Consider the following 19,329-nt stretch of genomic DNA (forward strand, 5'->3'; position numbering starts at 1 on the left):
CGCCTGCCGTCATACCTTTGGTCGATTCAGGAACCGTTCATGAAAACGTTAGGCGAATTCATCGTCGAAAAGCAACAGGATTTTCCCCACGCTACGGGCGAACTGACTTCACTGCTCTCCGCCATCAAACTCGGCGCGAAAATTATCCACCGCGACATTAACAAGGCCGGTCTGGTCGATATCCTAGGCACTAACGGCGTCTCCAACGTACAGGGTGAAGTCCAGATGAAGCTGGACCTGTACGCCAACGAGAAGCTAAAAGCAGCTCTGAAGGCACGCGGCGAAGTCGCCGGTATTGCGTCGGAAGAAGAAGACAATATTGTCATCTTTGAGGGCGAACGCGCCACTAACGCCAAATACGTCGTTCTGATGGATCCGCTAGACGGCTCCTCCAACATCGACGTTAACGTTTCTGTCGGCACCATTTTCTCTATTTACCGCCGCATTACGCCAATCGGCCAGCCGATTACCGAAGCAGACTTCCTACAGCCCGGTAATCGTCAGGTGGCAGCGGGCTACGTGGTGTACGGTTCGTCAACGATGCTGGTATATACCACCGGCGTTGGCGTCCACGCGTTCACCTATGACTCTTCCATCGGTGTGTTCTGCCTGTCTCACGAGAAGGTGCGTTTCCCTGCATCGGGTAACATGTACTCCATCAACGAAGGTAACTACATCAAGTTCCCGCTAGGCGTGAAAAAATACCTCAAGTACTGTCAAGAGCAGGATGAGGCAACCCAACGCCCCTACACCTCGCGCTATATCGGCTCGCTGGTTGCGGACTTCCATCGCAACCTGCTCAAGGGCGGCATTTATCTCTATCCAAGCACCGCGTCTCATCCTAAAGGTAAGCTTCGCCTGCTGTATGAGTGCAACCCGATGGCGTTCCTGGCCGAGCAGGCCGGCGGCCGCGCCAGCGACGGCTTCCGCCGCATTCTGGACATCATTCCAGACACGCTGCACCAGCGCATGCCTCTGTTTATTGGCACAGACTCCATGGTCAAAGAGGCCGAACGCTTTATGCACGACTACCCCGATGAGCCGTAATCGATAGGCATCACGCGTTAATAAGAGAGGGCAGCGTTCACGTTTGCCCTCTTTTTTATATCTATCATCTTTTACATTTCAACGCCGCTCTCCTACTCTTCCTTATGACATAGCGAATCAATAAAAGGGAATCGCAATGCTGGAACACCTTCACTGGCTAGACGTCTTGATCATGACTGCTGGGATAACAGTCACCTACGTTATTTTTGGCATCACCGGTTTTGGCACCGCGCTGATTGCCGGTTCGCTGTTAGCCTTCTTTATTCCAGTGGATAGAATCGTTCCTATGCTGGCACTGCTCGACTGTTCAGCAGCAGTCGCCAACGTAGCTCGGGATCGTCACAGCGCCGTGCTGTCGGAAGTGAAGCGACTTGTACCGCTGATGATTTTAGGCAGTCTGGTGGGTGCCGCTGTTTTGCTGTACAGCGATCCCCAAAAGCTTCTTGTTTATCTGGCCGCATTCGTTATTGCCTATTCCCTTTATGCCCTGAGCGGCATAAAGCCCAGCGCGGAATTTACTCCCAGAGCGGTCTATCCCTTTGGCTTTATCGGCGGCATTTTCAGCGCCCTGTTTGGCAGCGGCGGCTTTATCTACGCGATTTATCTGTCAGGAAGGTTAAAAGACAATAGCGCTATCCGCGTAACGCAAAGCACTATTATTGGCTTCAGCACGCTGACGCGCATCGTTATTTTCCTTCTGGCTGGAGTCTATACCGACCTTTCTTTACTGTTGCTGACCCTGATTCTGCTGCCGGGCATGCTGATCGGCGTCTATATTGGCCGCCGAATAACTCTGGCGCTGTCTAGGGAGCACTTTCTCAAGATTGTTAACGTTATTGTGCTGCTGTCCGGCCTGTCTCTGCTGGTGAAGGCACTGGCTTAACAAGGTTATTGTTTACATTTTAAAAACATTTATAATAAAAGTAAGTTACATATTCTCTGGGAGAAACCGCAATGAACGGTGCGTGCAACAAAGGCGTCATCGCCTTAATTGCCTTCTGTGCCCTGTCTGGCATCGGCGGCGTAGTGATTGCCGGGCTACTGATCTATATCCGAGCCACTCCTTAGACGGTCTCACTCGCTCAGCACTCGCGCGTCACTTTTCCGCTTAAAAAGCCCTTCGTTAGCCGTCCTTTGCCTGCAAAAAGTTGAAGATTCCCGCTTAGAGTCGGCTATAATGAGGGCACTTTTACACTTACGCTATTGAACAGAAGGAAAGAACGATGAGCCTTAATTCCGTTCCGGCAGGTAAAGATCTGCCTGAAGATATCTACGTTGTTATTGAAATTCCGGCTAATGCCGATCCAATCAAGTACGAAGTGGATAAAGAAAGCGGCGCAATTTTTGTTGACCGCTTTATGTCAACCGCCATGTTCTATCCCTGCAACTACGGCTACATCAACCATACTCTGTCTCTGGATGGCGACCCGGTAGACGTTCTGGTTCCTACCCCGTATCCACTGCAGCCGGGCGTTGTTATCCGCTGCCGTCCGGTTGGCGTGTTGAAGATGACTGATGAAGCTGGCGAAGACGCCAAGCTGGTTGCTGTACCGCACAGCAAGCTGTCTAAAGACTACGATCATATTAAAGACGTTAACGATCTGCCTGAACTGCTGCGCGCCCAAATCGCCCACTTCTTTGAACACTACAAAGATCTGGAAAAGGGCAAGTGGGTAAAAGTAGAAGGCTGGGACAACGCCGAAGCCGCCAAGGCTGAAATCGTCGCCTCTTTCGAGCGCGCCAAGAAGAAGTAACGCCCTTCGCTGATATTGATGACATAGGCCCCGCTTTCGCGGGGTTTATTTTTTGCGCTGCCTTTTTTCTCTCTGCGAAGGCGGCCTACAGCCCTCACCCTCTTCCAATAGCTCTAGCTCGATCAGCCGCTCACAGCTTTAGAGGAGATGCCATCTACGGTTAAAATCAGCGCATGAAAATACGGGTTCTCGTGCTGGGAATCGATGCTAATTTGCCAGCCCGGTTCTGTTTTCTTATCATCTCTCGACTCCCATAGCGCCTGAAAAATATCGTCCTCAGCTTCGTCAAAATTACCCGCGCCGTAGCAACGCTCAATGAGACGTAAGGGAAGCATGATGTAAATAACCATTCTTTATCTCAATAGTTCCACTATTTTATTTTTATTCATCTCAGCCTATTTTCACACTAAGTATTAACGACGCTGAGTTCAATAAAAAAATAGATAACTCAATCAACTAAGTATTGGAGAAAAAATAAACAATAGAATTATATATATTGAATATTATTTCATATGAATATAATTAATATATAAAATAAAAAGGCCGCTCTCAGATTTAGCTTAAGCCTTTCTGTATCTGGCACAGAGACTCTTCTAACAGAACACCATTCAGGGATTCACTATGAAACAAACATGCCGTCTTCTGTTACTGCTAGTTGGCCTGCTGCCGTTAGCAATAGGCCTGCCTCAAGTACAGGCTGAGGATGATAATGCACAAGGCCACGGCAAATGCTATGTGGAAGGCTCTAGTCGCAATCATACCGTTGTGGTTAACCCTATCACGTTAAATATTCCACTGGCTCACGTCGACACTCCTGTTGAAATATTTCGTACTGAAACGGCTTATGACTTTCCTCTCACAGATATTGATGTCGGCTGCAAGGCGTCAGACCCGTATTTCGATAGTCGAACCGTCTACTTCATCAATTCAGCCGCCTCAAACATATTGAATACTCAATACTCAGGGGCAAAAGGTCAGGCATTGTTAAAAACCACTGTACCTGGTATCAACTACACGGTGGAGCTTATATGCGACTACTGCGATCGAGATAGGAAAACCGTTGTTGGTCTGCACCTACTGGCTGGCTCTAACTCCAAAAACACCTATCCAAGCCCTGATGACTGGTTCGCCTGGGAGAATTCTGACGCGATGTGGAAACTTCGGTTTCGCCTGTATCAGACGCCCGAGTTCAAGCCGCAAACAGGCGTATCTGAAGGCAGAGCGATCTCGGGGAAAATCGCTACCTGGCGCATTGGTGGAAGCGGTGAGCCAGAAATTTACTTTGTGGCTGATACCAGTTCTCTTCACTTTACCGTCACGGAACCGACCTGTGATGCCCACGTGCTGATATCAAACGGGAAAGAAATTTCAAACAACACGCTATCGCTAGGGGAATACTACACGTCTCAGGTCAAAAACAGCACTACGCCAGAAATTCCCTTTACCATTCGCGGTAAAGGCTGCTCCGCTTCGAAGATCAAAGTGAAGATGGTTGCAGCCAACAGTTCGCCAAAGTCAAACCTCTTAGGGAAAACTAACGGCAGCGCATCAGGAGCTGGGGTTAAGGTGGTTTCAAAACTCGGAAGTGCCAATACGGTAATGATGCCGAATGGTACAAACTGGGTAATTAATAACTATCAGGATGACTGGTGGGCGCTGTCTCGCGACTTTTACTTTACAGCCCAGCTGCTTCCTGACGGTCAGCCGATTGCAGCAGGAAACTTCAGCGCTAAAGCAACCTTTACCTTTAACTACGAATAGCGAAAAGCCGGCAGCGGCTCTCTCCAGCCACCGCCGCTTCAATTCAGTCGCGACGGTGGCACTGGTTACGTCTTCTCCCGGCTGATCCAGTCACCGCTGTCAATGCGCCGAAGGCCCTCCACAGAGTGCAGGTAAAGGTACATCCACGCGCTGCCGTAGGGCGTCTGAACCAGCTCACGCCTATAGTCTCGGGTATCATGCTTAAGGTCATCAAGCTCAGCCAGAATGGCTGAGTCAATGCGATACACTTCACAGTCAATCTCACCGTCGCCTTTAATCACCGCAGGGTAATGCCCCAGGTCATACAGCTCGTAGCCTGCAATGCGATAGTCACCCAGCCACTGGGCGTTAGTCATCCAGTGGCTGTTGCCTTGGCCTTTTCTTAAACTTCCATAAACAATGATTCGCATAATCAAAACTCAAACTGATAGAGCACGTCCAGCGCCTGATCGATACCGGATACCGCTTCCAGATAGAGCCGCGGCATCAGCCTGTAGCGCAGCGTCAACGTCGCCAGCGAGTCAAAGATGCCCACGCCGTACTTCACCTGTAGCCCCGGCATAATATAGCCGCTGACTACTACAGAAGAGCTGTCGCCTACGCCCTGCGTATCTAGAGACAGGTTTTTGACGCCAAAGGCCTCGCCGATTTGCCCCACCAGCTTGCCGCTCTTGGCGACACCCATCCCGATAAGCATTGACGTCATCATATCACTGTCACCACCGCCGCTGTCCAGCCCCTGCCCGCGCAGAAGGTAAGAGAGCGCAGCCTGCTGTGACATCGCTGGGTCAGAGAAAATCTCCACCTTGGGTTCGCTGGCAAGCCCGGTTACGCGCACGCCTGCGGTAACGTCGTTCTCGGTAGATTCCGGATTACGAATAGCCTCCAGATTCAGCAGCGGCTGATCCGCCGGTCCGGCAAACTGGATAACGCCCTTGCGGATAATCAGATCCTGCCCGTAGGCGCGGAACTGGCCGCTCGGAATATTTACCTGACCGTTAAGCCCCAGCCCCTTCTTGTCCTGAGCAACTTTCAAGTCTCCCTGCAGGCGAGCCTTCAACCCAAAGGCATTAATGGCCACGTTGTTACCGATGTGGATCGTCAGGTTGCTATTAATGGGGATTGACGCCGTTTTTGTCTGGATAGGCTGTCGTGAATTATCAAGCATCACTTCGTCAGACGACACGCCGGTTGCGGTCGCAGGAACCTCTTCCACGACGATACGCGCCCACGGAATGCTTACTGAACCGTTTAGCGTCAGCAGGCTCGGCGTGGCTTCAAAAACAATGTCCGGAGAAACGTCGAGCGAAACAGTGGGCGGCATAGAAATGCGGATCCGATCGCCCTTGGCAGTGATAGCCGCTCGCCAGGCTTCTGGCCTACGCCAATCGGCACTGCCGCCCAGCGCCAGAGATCCCTTTTCTGTCTGAATGGTACCGTTCAGATCCGAGCTGGTGCCGTTGAAGTTCATCACCAGTTGACCTTCTTTCACCACAACCGGGGTCCACTGGGTATTCAGCCGCAGCCTATCGAGAGCTAGCCGCCCCAAAATGCGCGGGCTCTGAGCCGTTCCCGCCAGCTTCAGATCGGCGTTCAGCATACCTTCCGCCTGCTCTTTCTTTTGCAACACAGGCTGAAGCAGGGCGAGGGAGACGTTATTAATGCTAACTTGCCCAGAGAGTCCTCTGGCACCCTGAGGATCGCTCACCTGTACTTTGCCACTCAGGCTGCCGTTATTGGCGAGGCTCATCAGCCAGTTCAGTTCCGCACGGTTGCCCCGCGCCTGAGCGTCAAGAGTCAGGGTATTAAACGCGATCGGCATCCAGCGCCCAGATACCATCTGGTTAACCGAAACACCGTTGCCTTTAAGGGCGACTTTTGCCTGCGGCATACCGCCACCCGCACTCCAGCTTACATCGGCATTGCCGGTAAACACCCCCTTGGCCTTGGTTTCGCTCCCAAGCATCGGTGCCAGCATGGCTAAATCAAAGCGGTTAAGCACAATGCTGGCCTTACCGCTGGGACCTGCCTCTATAGTTTTTGGAATACAGATTTCCGCATTCGGATTACGCCAACAGTGGGCGCCAATAGACGCCGTCTGTTGGGCGTTGCGATAACCCAGCGCCACGTCCTGAGACGGGCGCCACTCGCCGACCGGTGTCATAAAGCGGGTGCTGCTCAGCGTGCCCTTCCAGCTTTCAGAGGCGCGGTTAAAACTACCGCTCAGCGTCAGCGCACCGGACACCGGTTCTCCGTTCACGTTTAGATGAAGCTGGTGCTGGCTTTCATTGCCGTTCGCATCCAGTGCCAGTTGGGAAATCCGCATATCACCCTGTTTCAGCTCTTTCACTTTCAGGGAAAGCGTGCCCTTTATCTGAGCCGCTGACGTAACGTCACCGTTTAGCGCCACGTTGCCAATGTGCATATCCTGCCAGCCCAGGCCGTTGGCCGTCAGGTCTGCCAGCAGTTGAGGTGCTTTCGCACTGCCGCGAAGGCGCAAATTGCCCTTAGCCGTGCCGCTCAGCCCCGGCAGCATGCCGGTCAACTTCGGCGCGTTGATATCCGCATCGAGGTTCCAGATCTTTGCCAGTTCCCCTTTCGCCTTCACGCTGTTAGGCCCAAGCGCTAGCGTAAAGCTGGGAATGCTCCACTGGCCTGAATCGTTCCCCTTCAGCGCCCCCTGAATGCTCAGGCGGTTTTGCTTTACCTGACCGTTTAAATCGATTTCCGGCACCTCGAGCTGCCAGCTGCCGCCGTACAGGCTGCCTTTAGTCGACGCCTTTCCGTTTAGCGTCGCGGGCCATTCGGGCCACTGTTTAGCAGTATTGATGCCGTCCACGTTCAGCTGAGCTCGCCAGCTAACGGCGTTACTCCAATCCGCCACGCCGTTCACTTCGGCCTTGCCCTGCAGCGCACTCAGTCGCAGGCGAGAAAGAGTAAACGCCCTTTCGTTCCCCTTGCCGTCAACCAGTAGGTCAGCAGGAGGAATATCTGTTCCCTCCACGGATGCTCGCAGAGAAAGAGCGTAGTCCAACGCCGATCCCGTCAGACGCAGCCGCGTATTGTTTACCCTGTAGTCGCCTTTTCCGCTAAGAGGCCACTGCACTTTAGAGCTTTCCAGCGTAAGGGAAACCGGCAACCCAGCAGTTGCCAGAGAGGTTTCTCCCTTTAGCGTCGCGCCAACTGGCCCTGACGCGTTAAGATCGACTGTTAACTGCCCCGTCACTTCACCACCCAGCAGCAGCTTAACCTTTTCTCCTTTGAGAGTTGGCTCATTTACTGTGGCATTTAGCGTCAGGTTAACCGGCCAGCGTTCACTCATCGTAGCGTCGCCGGTTAAGGCAACAATGCCTTCAGGAGCGTTAACCTTCAGCGACAGGATCTGTACGTGAGCCTCTTTGGTTACGGCATTCAGCTCAAGGCGGTCGATTTGTAAAGGCGCGCTCCCCGTTAACCTTATATCTTCCCCGACAAGGCTTGGCAGCGAGAAATCCATCGGCAGGATCACTTCCGGTAGCGATGCCAGCAGAGGCTCGCTGAACAGCGCCTTCAGCGCGTCACCAGTCGTTTGTGTTGGCTGTGCGGGCTGCTCAACGGCACCCTGCGGTGCAGAAGGCAGATCGACGATCGCTTGACGTATATTCGTCGGCCAAATATCAATCTGGCGCTTTTGCCAGCTCGCTGCCGTGCGAAACTCACCTACGGCGATAGTAATGTCATCCACCGCAACGTTAACGTTGGTTAGCCTAAGCAGGTTCAACTCAATGGGGTAAGGCGTCTGAATGTCCGTAACGGGCGCACTGGGAGTAACCTCAACCTCTGGCGTTTCTGATACAGGCAGGCTGGCAGTGTCTATCTTGACGTTCGCGCCGTCGGCCGTCACTGCGTTAACACAGATTCGGCCGTCAGTAATACAGCCAAAATTAATAGAAAGGTGGAAAGTGTCAACGCCAACCGCCACACCGGGCATCTCATAGCCCACCTGTGTTAACGTGAGGTCGCGAAGCCCGCCTTTCACCCCACCAATGGACAGGCCGGGAACGACCTTAGGGAGTTGGCCCAGTGTGAACTGTAAACCGGTTTGCGTACCGAGCAGAAAGGCCAGCGCGGCCACCAGCAGGATAACCACCAGCAATAGGCCAATCAGCGTACGTTTTATCCATTTTTTCAGGTTCATAGCTCTGGCCCCAATCCGATATAAAACTGCATACCGCTTTCGTCCTTATCGCCAATCGGTGCGGCAATATCAAACTTGATAGGACCGATCGGCGAAGCCCAGCGCACGCCAACGCCAGCACCCTTTTTAAACTTGTAGTCATCGATCTTGTTCACGGCGTCACCGCCGTCGGCAAACGCCGCGCCCCACCAGTTGCCCGTCACGTTATACTGATACTCCAGCGAGCCGGTCGCCATCTTTGAGGCGCCGGTCAGTTTGCCGTCGCTGTCTTCGGGCGAAACGGACTTGTACTTATAGCCGCGGATGCTGCGATCGCCACCGGCAAAAAAGCGCAGGGACGGCGGCACTTTGGTGAAGTCGCCGGTTTCAATCCACCCGATGTTTCCTCGGGCAATAAAGCGGTGACTGTCATTCTTACCCAAAGAACGGATCCAAACGTTCTGCGCCTGAGTGACGGTGAAGTTAACGTCCGAGCCCCAAATCGTGTTCGATACGTCAACGGAGTAGCGCTGGCTGTCTCCCCATGAGGGCATCACGCCGCCGCGCTGCCGCGTACGGTTCACGCTAACGCCGGGGTACAGCAGCATAGTGGTATTGGTGACATCGGCCTGAGTAAAGTCGTCCACGCTCCAGCGCAGGTTGACTGAGCGCTGCCAGCCGCTGGAAAGATCCCAGTAGCGCGCCACGTTCATTGTTCCGGTACTGGACTTGGTGTCGTTTTGATCTTCATGCTTATAGCCCGCCTGCAATAGGTAATACTGTTCAAGAGGACTTTTCAGGAGAGGAATTTTATAAGAGAAATCAAGGCTCTGCTCCGGCGCCGAGAGGTTAACGCTGGTTTCCAGACTGTGCCCGCGATCGTTAATCCACGGCTTCTTCCAGTTAGCCTTCACTCTGGGGCCAATATCCGTGGAGTAGCCGCCGCCAAGCTCAATCACATTCTGGCTGCGGGGCGCCAGTACGCCCTCCAGCGGCAAAAGTTTATCGCCGTAAACATGCTCAAAGTCGGGGGAAACCACCACGCTGGTAAACCAGTTAGTGGACGAAAGGCGACGGTTCAGCTCAGACAGCTGTGCAGAGGTGTAGTACTCCCCCTCTTTAAACGGGATCAGGTTTTGCAGGTAGTCGTCGCGAATTTGCGAGCCGGTAAAGGTGACTTTGCCAAAACGGTAGCGGTCACCGCTGTCAAAATCGATGTCCCAAAAGGCCTGATGCAGATCCTGCGCAACGCCAAGCTGGCTGTGTTCAATGCTGGCGTCGAAATATCCGCGGCGAATGGCCAAACCGGTCAGCGAGCCCTTAAAGCTGTCATAGGTGCCGTGATCCAAAACCGTTCCCTTGGCGGGAATACCTGTTTTCAACAGCTCCGTGTAGGCGTCGTCTTTTAGCGCCTGTCCGGTAATCACAACGTTCGTCTCTTCGATTTTAACCGGCTCGCCGGGGTTTACCGTCGCCGTCAGCACCGGCGTTAAACCCAGCGCCGAAGGCTTCACGTCAAATTTGATTTCCGGCTGGTAGTAGCCCTTCGCCCGCAGCCCCTTTTTAATCGCCTCTTCCACTTGGCGGGTAAAGCGAGGGCTCTCCGACATTTCACTTTCCGGAATGGCGGCCAGAAGCGCGTCAACGTTATCTTTCAGTTCACCGCTAAGCCCCTCAACTGCCAAACTGACCTCTGCCGCTTTGGTCGAGAGCGTCAGAACCAAAGGCGACAACAGCAGGAAAAAAAATCTGTATCGAGATCGTGACACACGGGCTCCTAAAATTATTCGTTAGGTCGACTACAATTAACCGATAATCAGGGTCAAACCGTGACGCTCTGTTAAGGCTTTGTCATGTACTCGAAATCATTCAAGTGCAGGTTTGGCAGCAAGTAAGAAAAACCCTAAGCGCACAGCGCGCGACAAAATCAGGGTTATTGAGCGCAGCCAACGAACCTGCAATGTAAAATATGATGTGTATATTGTCGGCAAAGATCCCAAGAGATACAACACGCTTAACCCTATCTTGACAAAAACATGTGGGAGTTTTTTATGACAACGGTAAATTCCGACGCGTTTATTCAGCCGGAGAACCCGCTGGAAGGGCGTTCACGACCGATGCCCGTCAGCCTTAGGCATCGGGTTCTGCACGCCTCAATGAGCGAAGTGCCGAACGGCATGGAAGTGGCGCTTTTCGCTATGGGGTGCTTCTGGGGCGCTGAGCGCCTGTTCTGGCAGCAGCCCGGCGTATACAGCACCGCCGTGGGCTACAGCGGTGGTGTAACGCCTAACCCAAACTATCGAGAAGTGTGTAGCGGTAAAACCGGCCATGCAGAAGTGGTTCGCATCGTTTTTGACCCTACCGTTCTGCCCTATTCCCATCTTTTACAGCTGTTTTGGGAAAACCACGACCCCGCACAGGGAATGCGACAGGGTAATGATATTGGCACTCAGTACCGTTCGGCTATTTATGCCATCACGAACGCCCAGCTTGAGCAGGCTCGCGCCAGCAGAGCGGCCTTTATCGCCGCGATGCGTAAAGCGGGAGATCTTCGCCAAGTCACAACAGAAATTGTCACAGCTAAACCGTTCTACTTTGCAGAAGAAGATCATCAGCAGTACTTAGACAAAAACCCCAACGGATACTGCAATCTTGGCGGTATCGGCGTATGCCTGCCACCGCCGGCCTGACGCAGGTTTTCACGGAAATCGGGGGAGTTTAAAGAAATAGGACAAGCGTTAAGCAGCTGTTATACTTGTTATTCAGCGCGGGCAAGGGTCTGTAAGAGCAAAAGCCCGCCGCTCTTTAACGCTTTTCAAGCGCCCTGTGTCAGACTCCATTTCCAGCACATTTGCGGATAGTTTTATGTTAAACAGTTTATTACAGATCGTTTTGCTGATCGCCGTCAGCGCGTTTTTCTCGGTCTCGGAGATAGCCCTTGCCGCTTCGAGAAAAATAAAGCTGAAAATGATGGCGGATGAAGGCAACATCAACGCGCAGCGCGTTTTACAGCTTCAGGAAACGCCGGGCGTATTTTTTACCGTAGTGCAAATCGGCGTCAACGCTGTCGCCATTTTAGGCGGGATCGTCGGCGATTCGGTTTTTACCCCCTATTTAGCCGAGTTTTTCAGTAAATTTGTACAGCCAGAGGTTGCAAAGCAAATTGGCTTTATTATCTCTTTCTCCTTTGTTACTTCCATGTTCATTCTGTTTGCTGACCTGGCGCCAAAACGCATTGGCATGACGTCTCCGGAGGCGGTTGCCGTTCGGATTATCAATCCAATGCGCTTATGCATCATTCTGTTCCGCCCTCTGGTTTGGCTGTTTAACGGATTGGCGACGCTGATTTTCCGGCTGTTTAAGCTGCCGCTGGTGCGCAACGACAACATCACCTCTGATGACGTCTATGCCGTATTTGAGGCTGGAGCCTTGGCAGGCGCGCTGCGCAAGCAGGAACACGAACTGATCGAAAACGTGTTTGAGCTGGAGTCGCGCAACGTGCCCTCAGCCATGACGCCCCGCGAGCAGGTTATTTTCTTTCAGCTCGACGAGCAGGAAGAGGACATAAAAGAAAAAATCTCCAGCTATCCACACTCCAAGTTTCTGGTTTGTAGCGACTCTATCGACCACGTCGTCGGCTATGTCGACTCAAAAGACCTGCTGATTCGAGTGCTCAAGAATGAAAATCTGACCCTTAAGGGCGGAGTACAAATCCACACGCCCCTGATCATTCCTGACACGTTGACTCTGTCAGAAACGCTGGAAAGCTTCCGCAGCGCCGGTGAAGACTTCGCGGTTATCCTCAACGAGTACGCGCTGGTTGTCGGCATTATTACCCTTAAAGACGTGATGACCACCCTGATGGGCGACCTTGTCGGCGCCGGTCAGGAAGAGCAGATCGTCGCACGCGATGAAAACTCTTGGCTTATCGATGGCGTAACGCCTATTGATGACGTTATCCGCGTGCTGTCCATTGACGAGTTCCCACGCGCCGAGAACTACGAGACGATCGGCGGCTTTATGATGTACATGCTGAGAAAAATCCCTAAGCGTACCGACTCTGTCAAGTTTGCTGGCTACAAGTTTGAAGTTGTAGATATCGACAGCTACAAGATCGACCAGCTGCTGGTCACCCGCATTGTTGAAACGCCGATTCAGGAAAACGCGAAAGGAACGCAGGAAAGCGGAGAAGAAAACTAGCCGTAAGCGGCTGCCGGAGCCTAAAAAGCAAAAAGGCCATCTTTCGATGGCCATCGGCATTTACATGTAACAAATGTAATTTAACGACGGTAGCCACTTACTTCTGGCTACCGGGAAAATCAGGCAAACTCAGCGCGCAGCTCTAAGACTTCCCGATTCACCTCTGACATCACGTTAAAATGAAGCTTATCGCACACCTTTGGAAGTAGAATTTTCCCCATATCAAACTCAAACGCACCAATACCTTTGATGTAGAGCCTGCCGCGGAAGAGCGTCTTCACGTATAGCGCAACCCTCTGAGGATTGTAGCTAGGGAAGATTTTCATTTCATGTCCTCCATCGTTATTTTCAAGACCAACGCATATAGCACGGCCACGTGAATAACTTTTTAGCGTGGCGCTCGCTATTCACCTTAGTAAACACGACTTAGAGTGATACGCCTAACCTCTTTAATCTTATTTACACTCATTACGGAAACGTCAAGAAGCGTTCCTATACCCTATAAGTATAGGTTACACACTAATAATAATCGAATAAATGCCTGTAAATTGTGACATCGTCGTTATTTATAGCTAATGTTTCCAGAGTTTGTCTTCGTCAACGGAAACGTAAAAACCGGGATTGAGAAACGACTCCTCTGGTGCATAATTAAGCGGAATATCCTGCCAGTTATTCACCTGTAACCCTACCGCCCGAACGATGGCGTGGCCTGCTGCCGTATCCCAAATGTTCGTCGGCCCAAAGCGTGGGTAAAGCTGTGCACTGCCTTCTGCCACTAGACAAAATTTTAGCGATGAGCCTACCGCTGTCGTTTCGTAATCCCCCAGCGAATCTAGAAACGCCGTCAGCTGTTCATCCTGATGGGAACGGCTGCACACCACCTTTGGCGGATTGGCCGACTGAGGGCTGATTTCGCGGCGCAGGCCGTCTTTTTCCTTCCAGGCTTTTTGCGCTTCTGCCGCGTACAGCACTTTAAGCGCAGGCGCATACACCACCCCCATCACCGGCTCACCGTCTTCTATCAGGGCGATATTGACGGTAAATTCATCGTTGCGGGCAAGAAACTCTTTCGTTCCGTCCAGCGGATCCACCAGCCAGTAGCGGTTCCATTTGCGCCTGACTTGCCACTCTTGAGGAGACTCTTCAGACAGCACCGGAATATTTGGCGTGAGCAGCGCCAGCCCTTCTACTATCACTCTGTGCGCCGCCAGATCGGCAGCGGTGACAGGTGAGCTGTCAGACTTTGTGCTGACGTCCAGCGGCGCTTTATTGCGATAGACGGCCATGATGGCATCTCCAGCACGGCGCGACAGCGTACAAATGGCTTCCAGAGTGGGGGATAAGTGTGGCATCGACGTTCTCTCTTAACTCATTGCATTGCCTATCAGGGTAGCGCTTTTTCCCACAATAACCAGTACTTCCATCCCGTTATTGACCGAATTTGCGCTGTGAACCGATTTTTCTTTTTGTGGTGCAAAAGTAGCTCTCGCTAGCACTGCCCATTGCTTTCAGATGCATTAATTACAAAACAAAGTGATCAACATAACAAACTGTATATTTCTTTATTGTTTGTAAAAACACTCCAGCATATAACGACAGCCAGACGCTTTTTAAATTCTGTTCAGGGTAAACGGATCCATCAACAACCTTTCGGCTCAAAAAGCCATGAACACTGACCGCTAGCCGCTGACGACTTACCGCTTAATGACATGGAGAGTAAGAACACTATGATAGAAATTATCGCCCTGCTGATTGTCGCCGTTACCGTTTATCTGCTGATAAAGCAGTATGAGACGCGCATGGTGCTGATAGGTTCCGGCCTACTGATGTGCCTGGTTGCGCTAAGCCCTATGACGGGCTTTGAGGCGTTTGCCAAAAGCATGACCTCAACCAGCCTGATTCAGGCTATTTGCGCCAGCATGGGCTTTGCCTACGTCATGAAGTACACCACCTGCGACATGCATCTGGTTAAAGCCTTAACGGGGATGATGAGCCGACTGGGCTTTTTTCTCATTCCCGCCACTGTGCTGATGACCTACTTTATCAATATTGCCATCCCCTCAGCGGCGGGCTGTTCAGCCGCCGTTGGCGCAACGCTGATCCCGCTACTTGTTGGTTCACGGGTTCATCCGGCCATTGCCGGTGCGGCTATCCTTAGCGGCACGATTGGCTCTCTATTAAGCCCCGGCCTCTCCCATAACGCCTTCGTGTCTAACCTGTATAACGAAATCATGGTGGGAACAGAAGGCTTCACAAAAATGGAGATTGTCGATCTGATCCGATACCACGCACCGTACAGCATCGCGCTGGGCATTATTGGCGCAGTGTCTCTTTCCATCGTTGCTCTGGTGCGTAAAGAGTACCGCATTCAGCTGGCAGAGGGAGCTGCGAGCGCAGGCGAGGTCAAAGAGAAGGATGAGGTACGCACCAACTATCTCTACGCAACTGCACCGTTTATTCCGCTGGTTCTGCTGCTTATTGCCAGCACTACAACCTGGTTTGGTAGCGTAAAAATGACCGTACCCGCGGCGATGCTCATCGGCGTTATCTATTCGCTGCTGATTACCCGCCGCAGCCCTATTTCCATGACCAAAGAGTTTTTCAAAGGCATGGGCAATGCCTACAGCGACGTGCTGGGCATTATCATCGCTGCATCAGTATTTGCCGCCGGGCTTAACGCCTCTGGCTTAATTAACAGCTTTATCTATTTTCTGACCCATCACCCAGAGCTGGCCCGCTGGGGAGGCACGGTAGGCCCGTTCCTGATGGGCGTCCTGACTGGCTCGGGTGACGCGGCTTCGCTGGCCTTTAACGACACCGTGACGCGCCACGCCATGGAATTTGGCTACACCATCCCCGACCTGGGCATGGCCTCAACCATGAGCGGCGCACTTGGGCGCACGGTATCGCCCGTGTCCGGCGTGGCCATCGTCTGTGCCGGTATCGCCGCCATTAACCCAATAGAGCTCGTCAAGCGCACCGCGCCGGGCGTGGTGGTCTCTCTGCTCTTTGTTGCGCTGGTTATGCTCTAGGCCAGCGCGGCGGACAACTTTGATAAATGACCAATAAGGAAATGCACTATGTCAAACGTCGATTTAACACAGCTGATCAACTGGCGGCGCGAATTCCACCGCTGCCCAGAGTTCGGTTGGTCCGAATTCACGACTACCGCGTGCCTGATTAAGATACTTCGCGCGATGGGGCTGGAAGTGCTCGCCGGACCGAAGATGATTAACCGAGACTTTATTTACGGCCGCACGCCCGCGCTGGTTGAAAGCGGGCTTGCGCGCGCAAAGGCAAACAGTGTCGACGAAGCGCTTTTAGCAGAGATGGACGGACTAACCGGCTGCGTCGCCATATTCGACAGCGGAAAACCAGGGCCAACGGTCGCACTGCGTTTTGACATCGACTGCGTTTACGTACAGGAAACCGCAGAGGCGGAACATATACCAAACCGCGATGACTTTGCGTCTAAAAACCCCGGCATGATGCACGCCTGCGGCCACGACGGGCATGCGTCCATAGGGCTCGGCATCGCCAAGTGGCTGACGGAAAACGGAAACCAGCTTACCGGCAAAGTGAAAATCGTATTCCAACCCGCAGAAGAGGGAATGCGCGGAGGCCGCCCTGTCGCGGAGAGCGGTATCGTTGACGATGCCAACTATTTCCTCGGCATGCACTTAGGCTTTATCGCCAAGTCCGGCGAAATCGTTGTTAACCCCAATAACTTCCTTTGTACCACCAAAGTCGACTTTCGCTTCTACGGCGCGCCGGCCCACGCAGGAGCCGAGCCTCACCTTGGGATTAACGCACTGGCGGGAGCCTGCCACGCTGCAACCCAAATGCTGGGCATTTCCCGCCACGGCAAGGGCATGTCGCGCGTTAACGTTGGGGTTATCAGAGCGGGAGAAGACCGCAACGTTATTCCTTCCTACGGTGAGCTCCAGGCTGAAGTGCGCGGGGAAAACGAAGAGATTAATTCCTTTATGGCACAGCAGATGCACCGCATTGCTGAAGGTGCAGCGCACAGCTTTAATCTGCGGCTGGAAAGTGAAATTATGGGAGAAGGCGTCGATCTGGTTAACGACAAGGAACTGGTCGAACTGCTAACCAACATCGTAAGACGCAATCCTGAACTTACTGCCGTGCAGCAGCGCTCATTCGGCGGCAGTGAAGACGCCACGACCATAGCCAAACGCGTCCAGCGCAACGGCGGTAAGTCTATTTACTTTATCGTCGGTGCCGATCTGGCCGCTGGTCATCATCAGGCAGAATTTGACTTTGATGAGCGCCAGTTAAAAACCGCCGCTGATCTGTTTATCGGCTGTTTGCAGGATCTGATGGTAAATCCAGCCTAGAAAGATAAAAAAATGCCGCTCGTAAGAGCGGCATCTTCACACTGTCGATAGCTTACAGAATTTCTAACAGCTCTACGTCAAACACCAGCGTGCTGAACGGAGGAATCGACGAACCAGCGCCGCGCTCGCCGTAGGCCAGATTGTGAGGGATCGTTAAGCGCCACTTGGAGCCAACTGGCATCAGCGTCAACGCTTCAACCCAGCCGGCAATAACGCCGCTTACTGGGAACTCTGCCGGCTCGCCGCGTTGAACTGAACTGTCAAAAACCGTGCCGTCGATCAGTTGGCCAGTGTAGTGAACCCGTACGCGATCCTGACGTGCAGGAATGCTGCCTTCGCCCTGATGGAGAACCTCGAACTGCAATCCAGATTCAGTAGAGTTAACTTCGCTGCGCTTAGCGTTTTCTTCCAGAAAGCGCACGCCCTCTTCCGCCATTTTCTCTTGCTGTTCACGACGGGCACTGTCGGCGCGTTCGTGAATTTCACGCAGCGCGCGATGCACTACGTCAACCGATACTGACGGCTGGTTTCCCTGCAAAGAATCAATAAGCCCAGCAACCAGCGCATCCGGCATCAGCCCTTCCAGGCCTGACTCCAGCAGCTGTTGGCCTACCTGTAGGCCGATACCGTAACTGGCCTGTGCTTCAATGGTGTCAAAAGAGGGCTTCGTCATGGTTTTTCCTTAGCGTAATTGTTTTTAACGATGTTTTTATCAGTGAAAGGCTCGCAGCATATCACAGGAAATCCGGCAGAAAAAAGCGTTCTGCCGATTAACCGGATGTCTCCCGATATGCCTGCGCCTCTCGCTCAAGATGACTTCGGCTGAGTAACCACACGACCAGCGCCACCGCGCTCAATACCGCTCCCGCAATGCAGACATAGCGCCATTCCCCATATTGATAGGCGGTAGCGGAGATCAGTGAGCCGAGCGCGCCGCCAATAAAGTAGCTGGTCATATAGCCTGCCGTCAGGCGGCTTCTGGCCTCGGGCATCATGCGGTAGATCGTTGACTGATTAGTCACGTGTACACCCTGCACGGAAAAATCTAACGCGACAATGCCCACCACCAGCGCCGCCAGAGAGTATTCTCCCCAGGCAATAGGCAGCCAAGAAAGCAGCAGCAGTACCAGTCCTTGGGTTGTCGTGCGCGCTCCTTTACCCTTATCAGCCAGTTGCCCTGCTCCACTGGCGGCTAACGCTCCTGCGGCACCCACCAGTCCAAACAGGCCGATAGCCGCCTCGGAATAGCCATAAGGGGGAGACGCTAACAGAAAGGCCATTGACGTCCAGAGGATACTGAAGTTAGCAAAGGAGAGCGCCCCCAGTAGAGCACGGGTTTTCAGCGTAGCGCTGCGGCGAAACAGCGTAAATATGGAGCCAATCAGCTGAGGGTAGTTTAATCCCACCGGCTGCTTATAATAGGGCAGCGCTCGCCACAGAATTAACGCCATCAGGATGGTTAGCGCTGAAGCCAGCCAGTATACGGTCCGCCAGCCTCCCAGCGTAGCCAGCGCCCCAGCAACGGTTCTGGCCAGCAGGATCCCCAGCAGCAGGCCGCTCATGATAATGCCCACCGCCTTGCCCCGTTTTGCCGGTTCTGCCAGCGTTGCGGCAAAGGGTACCAGCATCTGAGCCACGACGGAGAACAGCCCTGTCAGCGCTGTGCCAATAATAATGCCGGTAACCGTTGAAGACATAGCGGTAATCAGCATACCCGCAGCGGCCAGCAGCGTCATACCGACAATAAGCCCTCGACGCTCAAACATGTCCCCCAGCGGCACGATAAACATCAGCCCGACCGCATAGCCTAGCTGTGCTGCCGTCACGATAAATCCGGCCCGACTGACTGATAGATTAAACGCGTTAGCAATGGTTTCCAGCAGCGGCTGGGCATAGTAGTTACTAGCAACCACTAAACCGGTCGCGATAGACATGATAACGATCAGCGACGGCGTGAGTACCGGGCTCTGCGGGGCTTTTGTCATAGTAGCTTGGGTAAGATTAAAAGTGTGGTAAAAAATATTTTAGTCTTAACCGTGTAGAAATAGCAGAA

17 protein-coding genes are annotated in these 19,329 nt (G+C 52.9%); 9 read left to right on the forward strand and 8 right to left on the reverse strand.

Annotation, left to right across the window (positions count from 1 at the left end):
* Positions 1-39: 39 nt before the first annotated feature.
* From fbp to ppa, 4 genes are all read left to right on the forward strand, one after another.
* The gene (fbp, locus tag DQM29_RS14900; protein ID WP_111741421.1) at positions 40-1,047 is read left to right on the forward strand and encodes a class 1 fructose-bisphosphatase; all 1,008 of its coding nucleotides are present in this window, start codon (positions 40-42) and stop codon (positions 1,045-1,047) included.
* A 136-nt stretch (positions 1,048-1,183) separates the two neighbouring features.
* Entirely contained in the window at positions 1,184-1,930 is a 747-nt protein-coding gene (locus DQM29_RS14905) for a sulfite exporter TauE/SafE family protein (protein ID WP_111741422.1), read from the forward strand.
* A 71-nt stretch (positions 1,931-2,001) separates the two neighbouring features.
* On the forward strand, positions 2,002-2,115 hold the full coding sequence (locus tag DQM29_RS18835) for a hypothetical protein (protein ID WP_232054929.1): 114 nt from the start codon (positions 2,002-2,004) through the stop codon (positions 2,113-2,115).
* Positions 2,116-2,270: 155 nt separating this feature from the next.
* Entirely contained in the window at positions 2,271-2,801 is a 531-nt protein-coding gene (gene ppa / locus DQM29_RS14910) for an inorganic diphosphatase (protein WP_111741423.1), read from the forward strand.
* Positions 2,802-2,923: 122 nt separating this feature from the next.
* On the opposite strand, the gene DQM29_RS14915 is transcribed toward ppa, so the two are convergent.
* The gene (locus tag DQM29_RS14915; protein ID WP_111741424.1) at positions 2,924-3,151 is read right to left on the reverse strand and encodes a hypothetical protein; all 228 of its coding nucleotides are present in this window, start codon (positions 3,149-3,151) and stop codon (positions 2,924-2,926) included.
* A 271-nt stretch (positions 3,152-3,422) separates the two neighbouring features.
* Here DQM29_RS14915 and DQM29_RS18500 point away from each other — a divergent pair, with 271 nt between their 5' ends.
* Complete coding sequence (locus tag DQM29_RS18500; protein ID WP_232054930.1) at positions 3,423-4,562, forward strand: fimbrial protein; 1,140 nt, start codon at positions 3,423-3,425, stop codon at positions 4,560-4,562.
* Positions 4,563-4,627: 65 nt separating this feature from the next.
* Here DQM29_RS18500 and DQM29_RS14925 read toward each other — a convergent pair whose 3' ends face one another.
* The 3 genes from DQM29_RS14925 to tamA are packed head-to-tail and all read right to left on the reverse strand — an operon-like array spanning position 4,628 to position 10,487.
* The gene (locus DQM29_RS14925) at positions 4,628-4,972 is read right to left on the reverse strand and encodes a gamma-glutamylcyclotransferase family protein (protein ID WP_111741425.1); all 345 of its coding nucleotides are present in this window, start codon (positions 4,970-4,972) and stop codon (positions 4,628-4,630) included.
* A 2-nt stretch (positions 4,973-4,974) separates the two neighbouring features.
* Positions 4,975-8,739, reverse strand: coding sequence for an autotransporter assembly complex protein TamB (tamB, locus tag DQM29_RS14930; protein ID WP_170126549.1), 3,765 nt, complete (start codon positions 8,737-8,739; stop codon positions 4,975-4,977).
* Positions 8,736-10,487: an autotransporter assembly complex protein TamA gene (tamA, locus tag DQM29_RS14935; RefSeq protein ID WP_415270873.1), complete on the reverse strand. Its 1,752-nt coding sequence runs from the start codon at positions 10,485-10,487 to the stop codon at positions 8,736-8,738. The genes tamB and tamA overlap by 4 nt, the downstream gene beginning before the upstream one ends.
* Positions 10,488-10,769: 282 nt before the next feature.
* Between tamA and msrA the strand changes: the two genes are divergently transcribed.
* Both msrA and paeA read left to right on the forward strand, forming a co-directional pair.
* Positions 10,770-11,408 (forward strand): peptide-methionine (S)-S-oxide reductase MsrA, encoded by a 639-nt coding sequence (gene msrA, locus DQM29_RS14940; protein ID WP_111742119.1) that lies wholly within the window; start codon positions 10,770-10,772, stop codon positions 11,406-11,408.
* 175 nt (positions 11,409-11,583) lie between these two features.
* On the forward strand, positions 11,584-12,918 hold the full coding sequence (gene paeA, locus DQM29_RS14945; protein WP_111741426.1) for a polyamine export protein PaeA: 1,335 nt from the start codon (positions 11,584-11,586) through the stop codon (positions 12,916-12,918).
* A gap of 119 nt (positions 12,919-13,037) precedes the next feature.
* On the opposite strand, the gene DQM29_RS14950 is transcribed toward paeA, so the two are convergent.
* Together DQM29_RS14950 and cysQ are read right to left on the reverse strand one after the other, a co-directional pair.
* Complete coding sequence (locus DQM29_RS14950; protein WP_111741427.1) at positions 13,038-13,244, reverse strand: DUF1107 domain-containing protein; 207 nt, start codon at positions 13,242-13,244, stop codon at positions 13,038-13,040.
* A gap of 246 nt (positions 13,245-13,490) precedes the next feature.
* Positions 13,491-14,270: a 3'(2'),5'-bisphosphate nucleotidase CysQ gene (gene cysQ, locus DQM29_RS14955; RefSeq protein WP_111741428.1), complete on the reverse strand. Its 780-nt coding sequence runs from the start codon at positions 14,268-14,270 to the stop codon at positions 13,491-13,493.
* A gap of 375 nt (positions 14,271-14,645) precedes the next feature.
* Between cysQ and dcuC the strand changes: the two genes are divergently transcribed.
* Together dcuC and DQM29_RS14965 are read left to right on the forward strand one after the other, a co-directional pair.
* Positions 14,646-15,950: a C4-dicarboxylate transporter DcuC gene (gene dcuC, locus DQM29_RS14960; protein WP_111741429.1), complete on the forward strand. Its 1,305-nt coding sequence runs from the start codon at positions 14,646-14,648 to the stop codon at positions 15,948-15,950.
* A gap of 48 nt (positions 15,951-15,998) precedes the next feature.
* Positions 15,999-17,276, forward strand: a complete 1,278-nt coding sequence (locus tag DQM29_RS14965; protein ID WP_111741430.1) for an amidohydrolase — start codon at positions 15,999-16,001, stop codon at positions 17,274-17,276.
* Between the two features lie 52 nt (positions 17,277-17,328).
* Here DQM29_RS14965 and fklB read toward each other — a convergent pair whose 3' ends face one another.
* Positions 17,329-17,949, reverse strand: a complete 621-nt coding sequence (gene fklB, locus DQM29_RS14970) for a BamJ family beta-barrel-assembly machinery protein (RefSeq protein ID WP_111741431.1) — start codon at positions 17,947-17,949, stop codon at positions 17,329-17,331.
* Positions 17,950-18,046: 97 nt separating this feature from the next.
* Positions 18,047-19,261, reverse strand: a complete 1,215-nt coding sequence (locus DQM29_RS14975; protein WP_170126550.1) for an MFS transporter — start codon at positions 19,259-19,261, stop codon at positions 18,047-18,049.
* Positions 19,262-19,329 lie beyond the last annotated feature (68 nt).

Source organism: Leminorella richardii (assembly GCF_900478135.1).
GTDB lineage: Bacteria > Pseudomonadota > Gammaproteobacteria > Enterobacterales > Enterobacteriaceae > Leminorella > Leminorella richardii.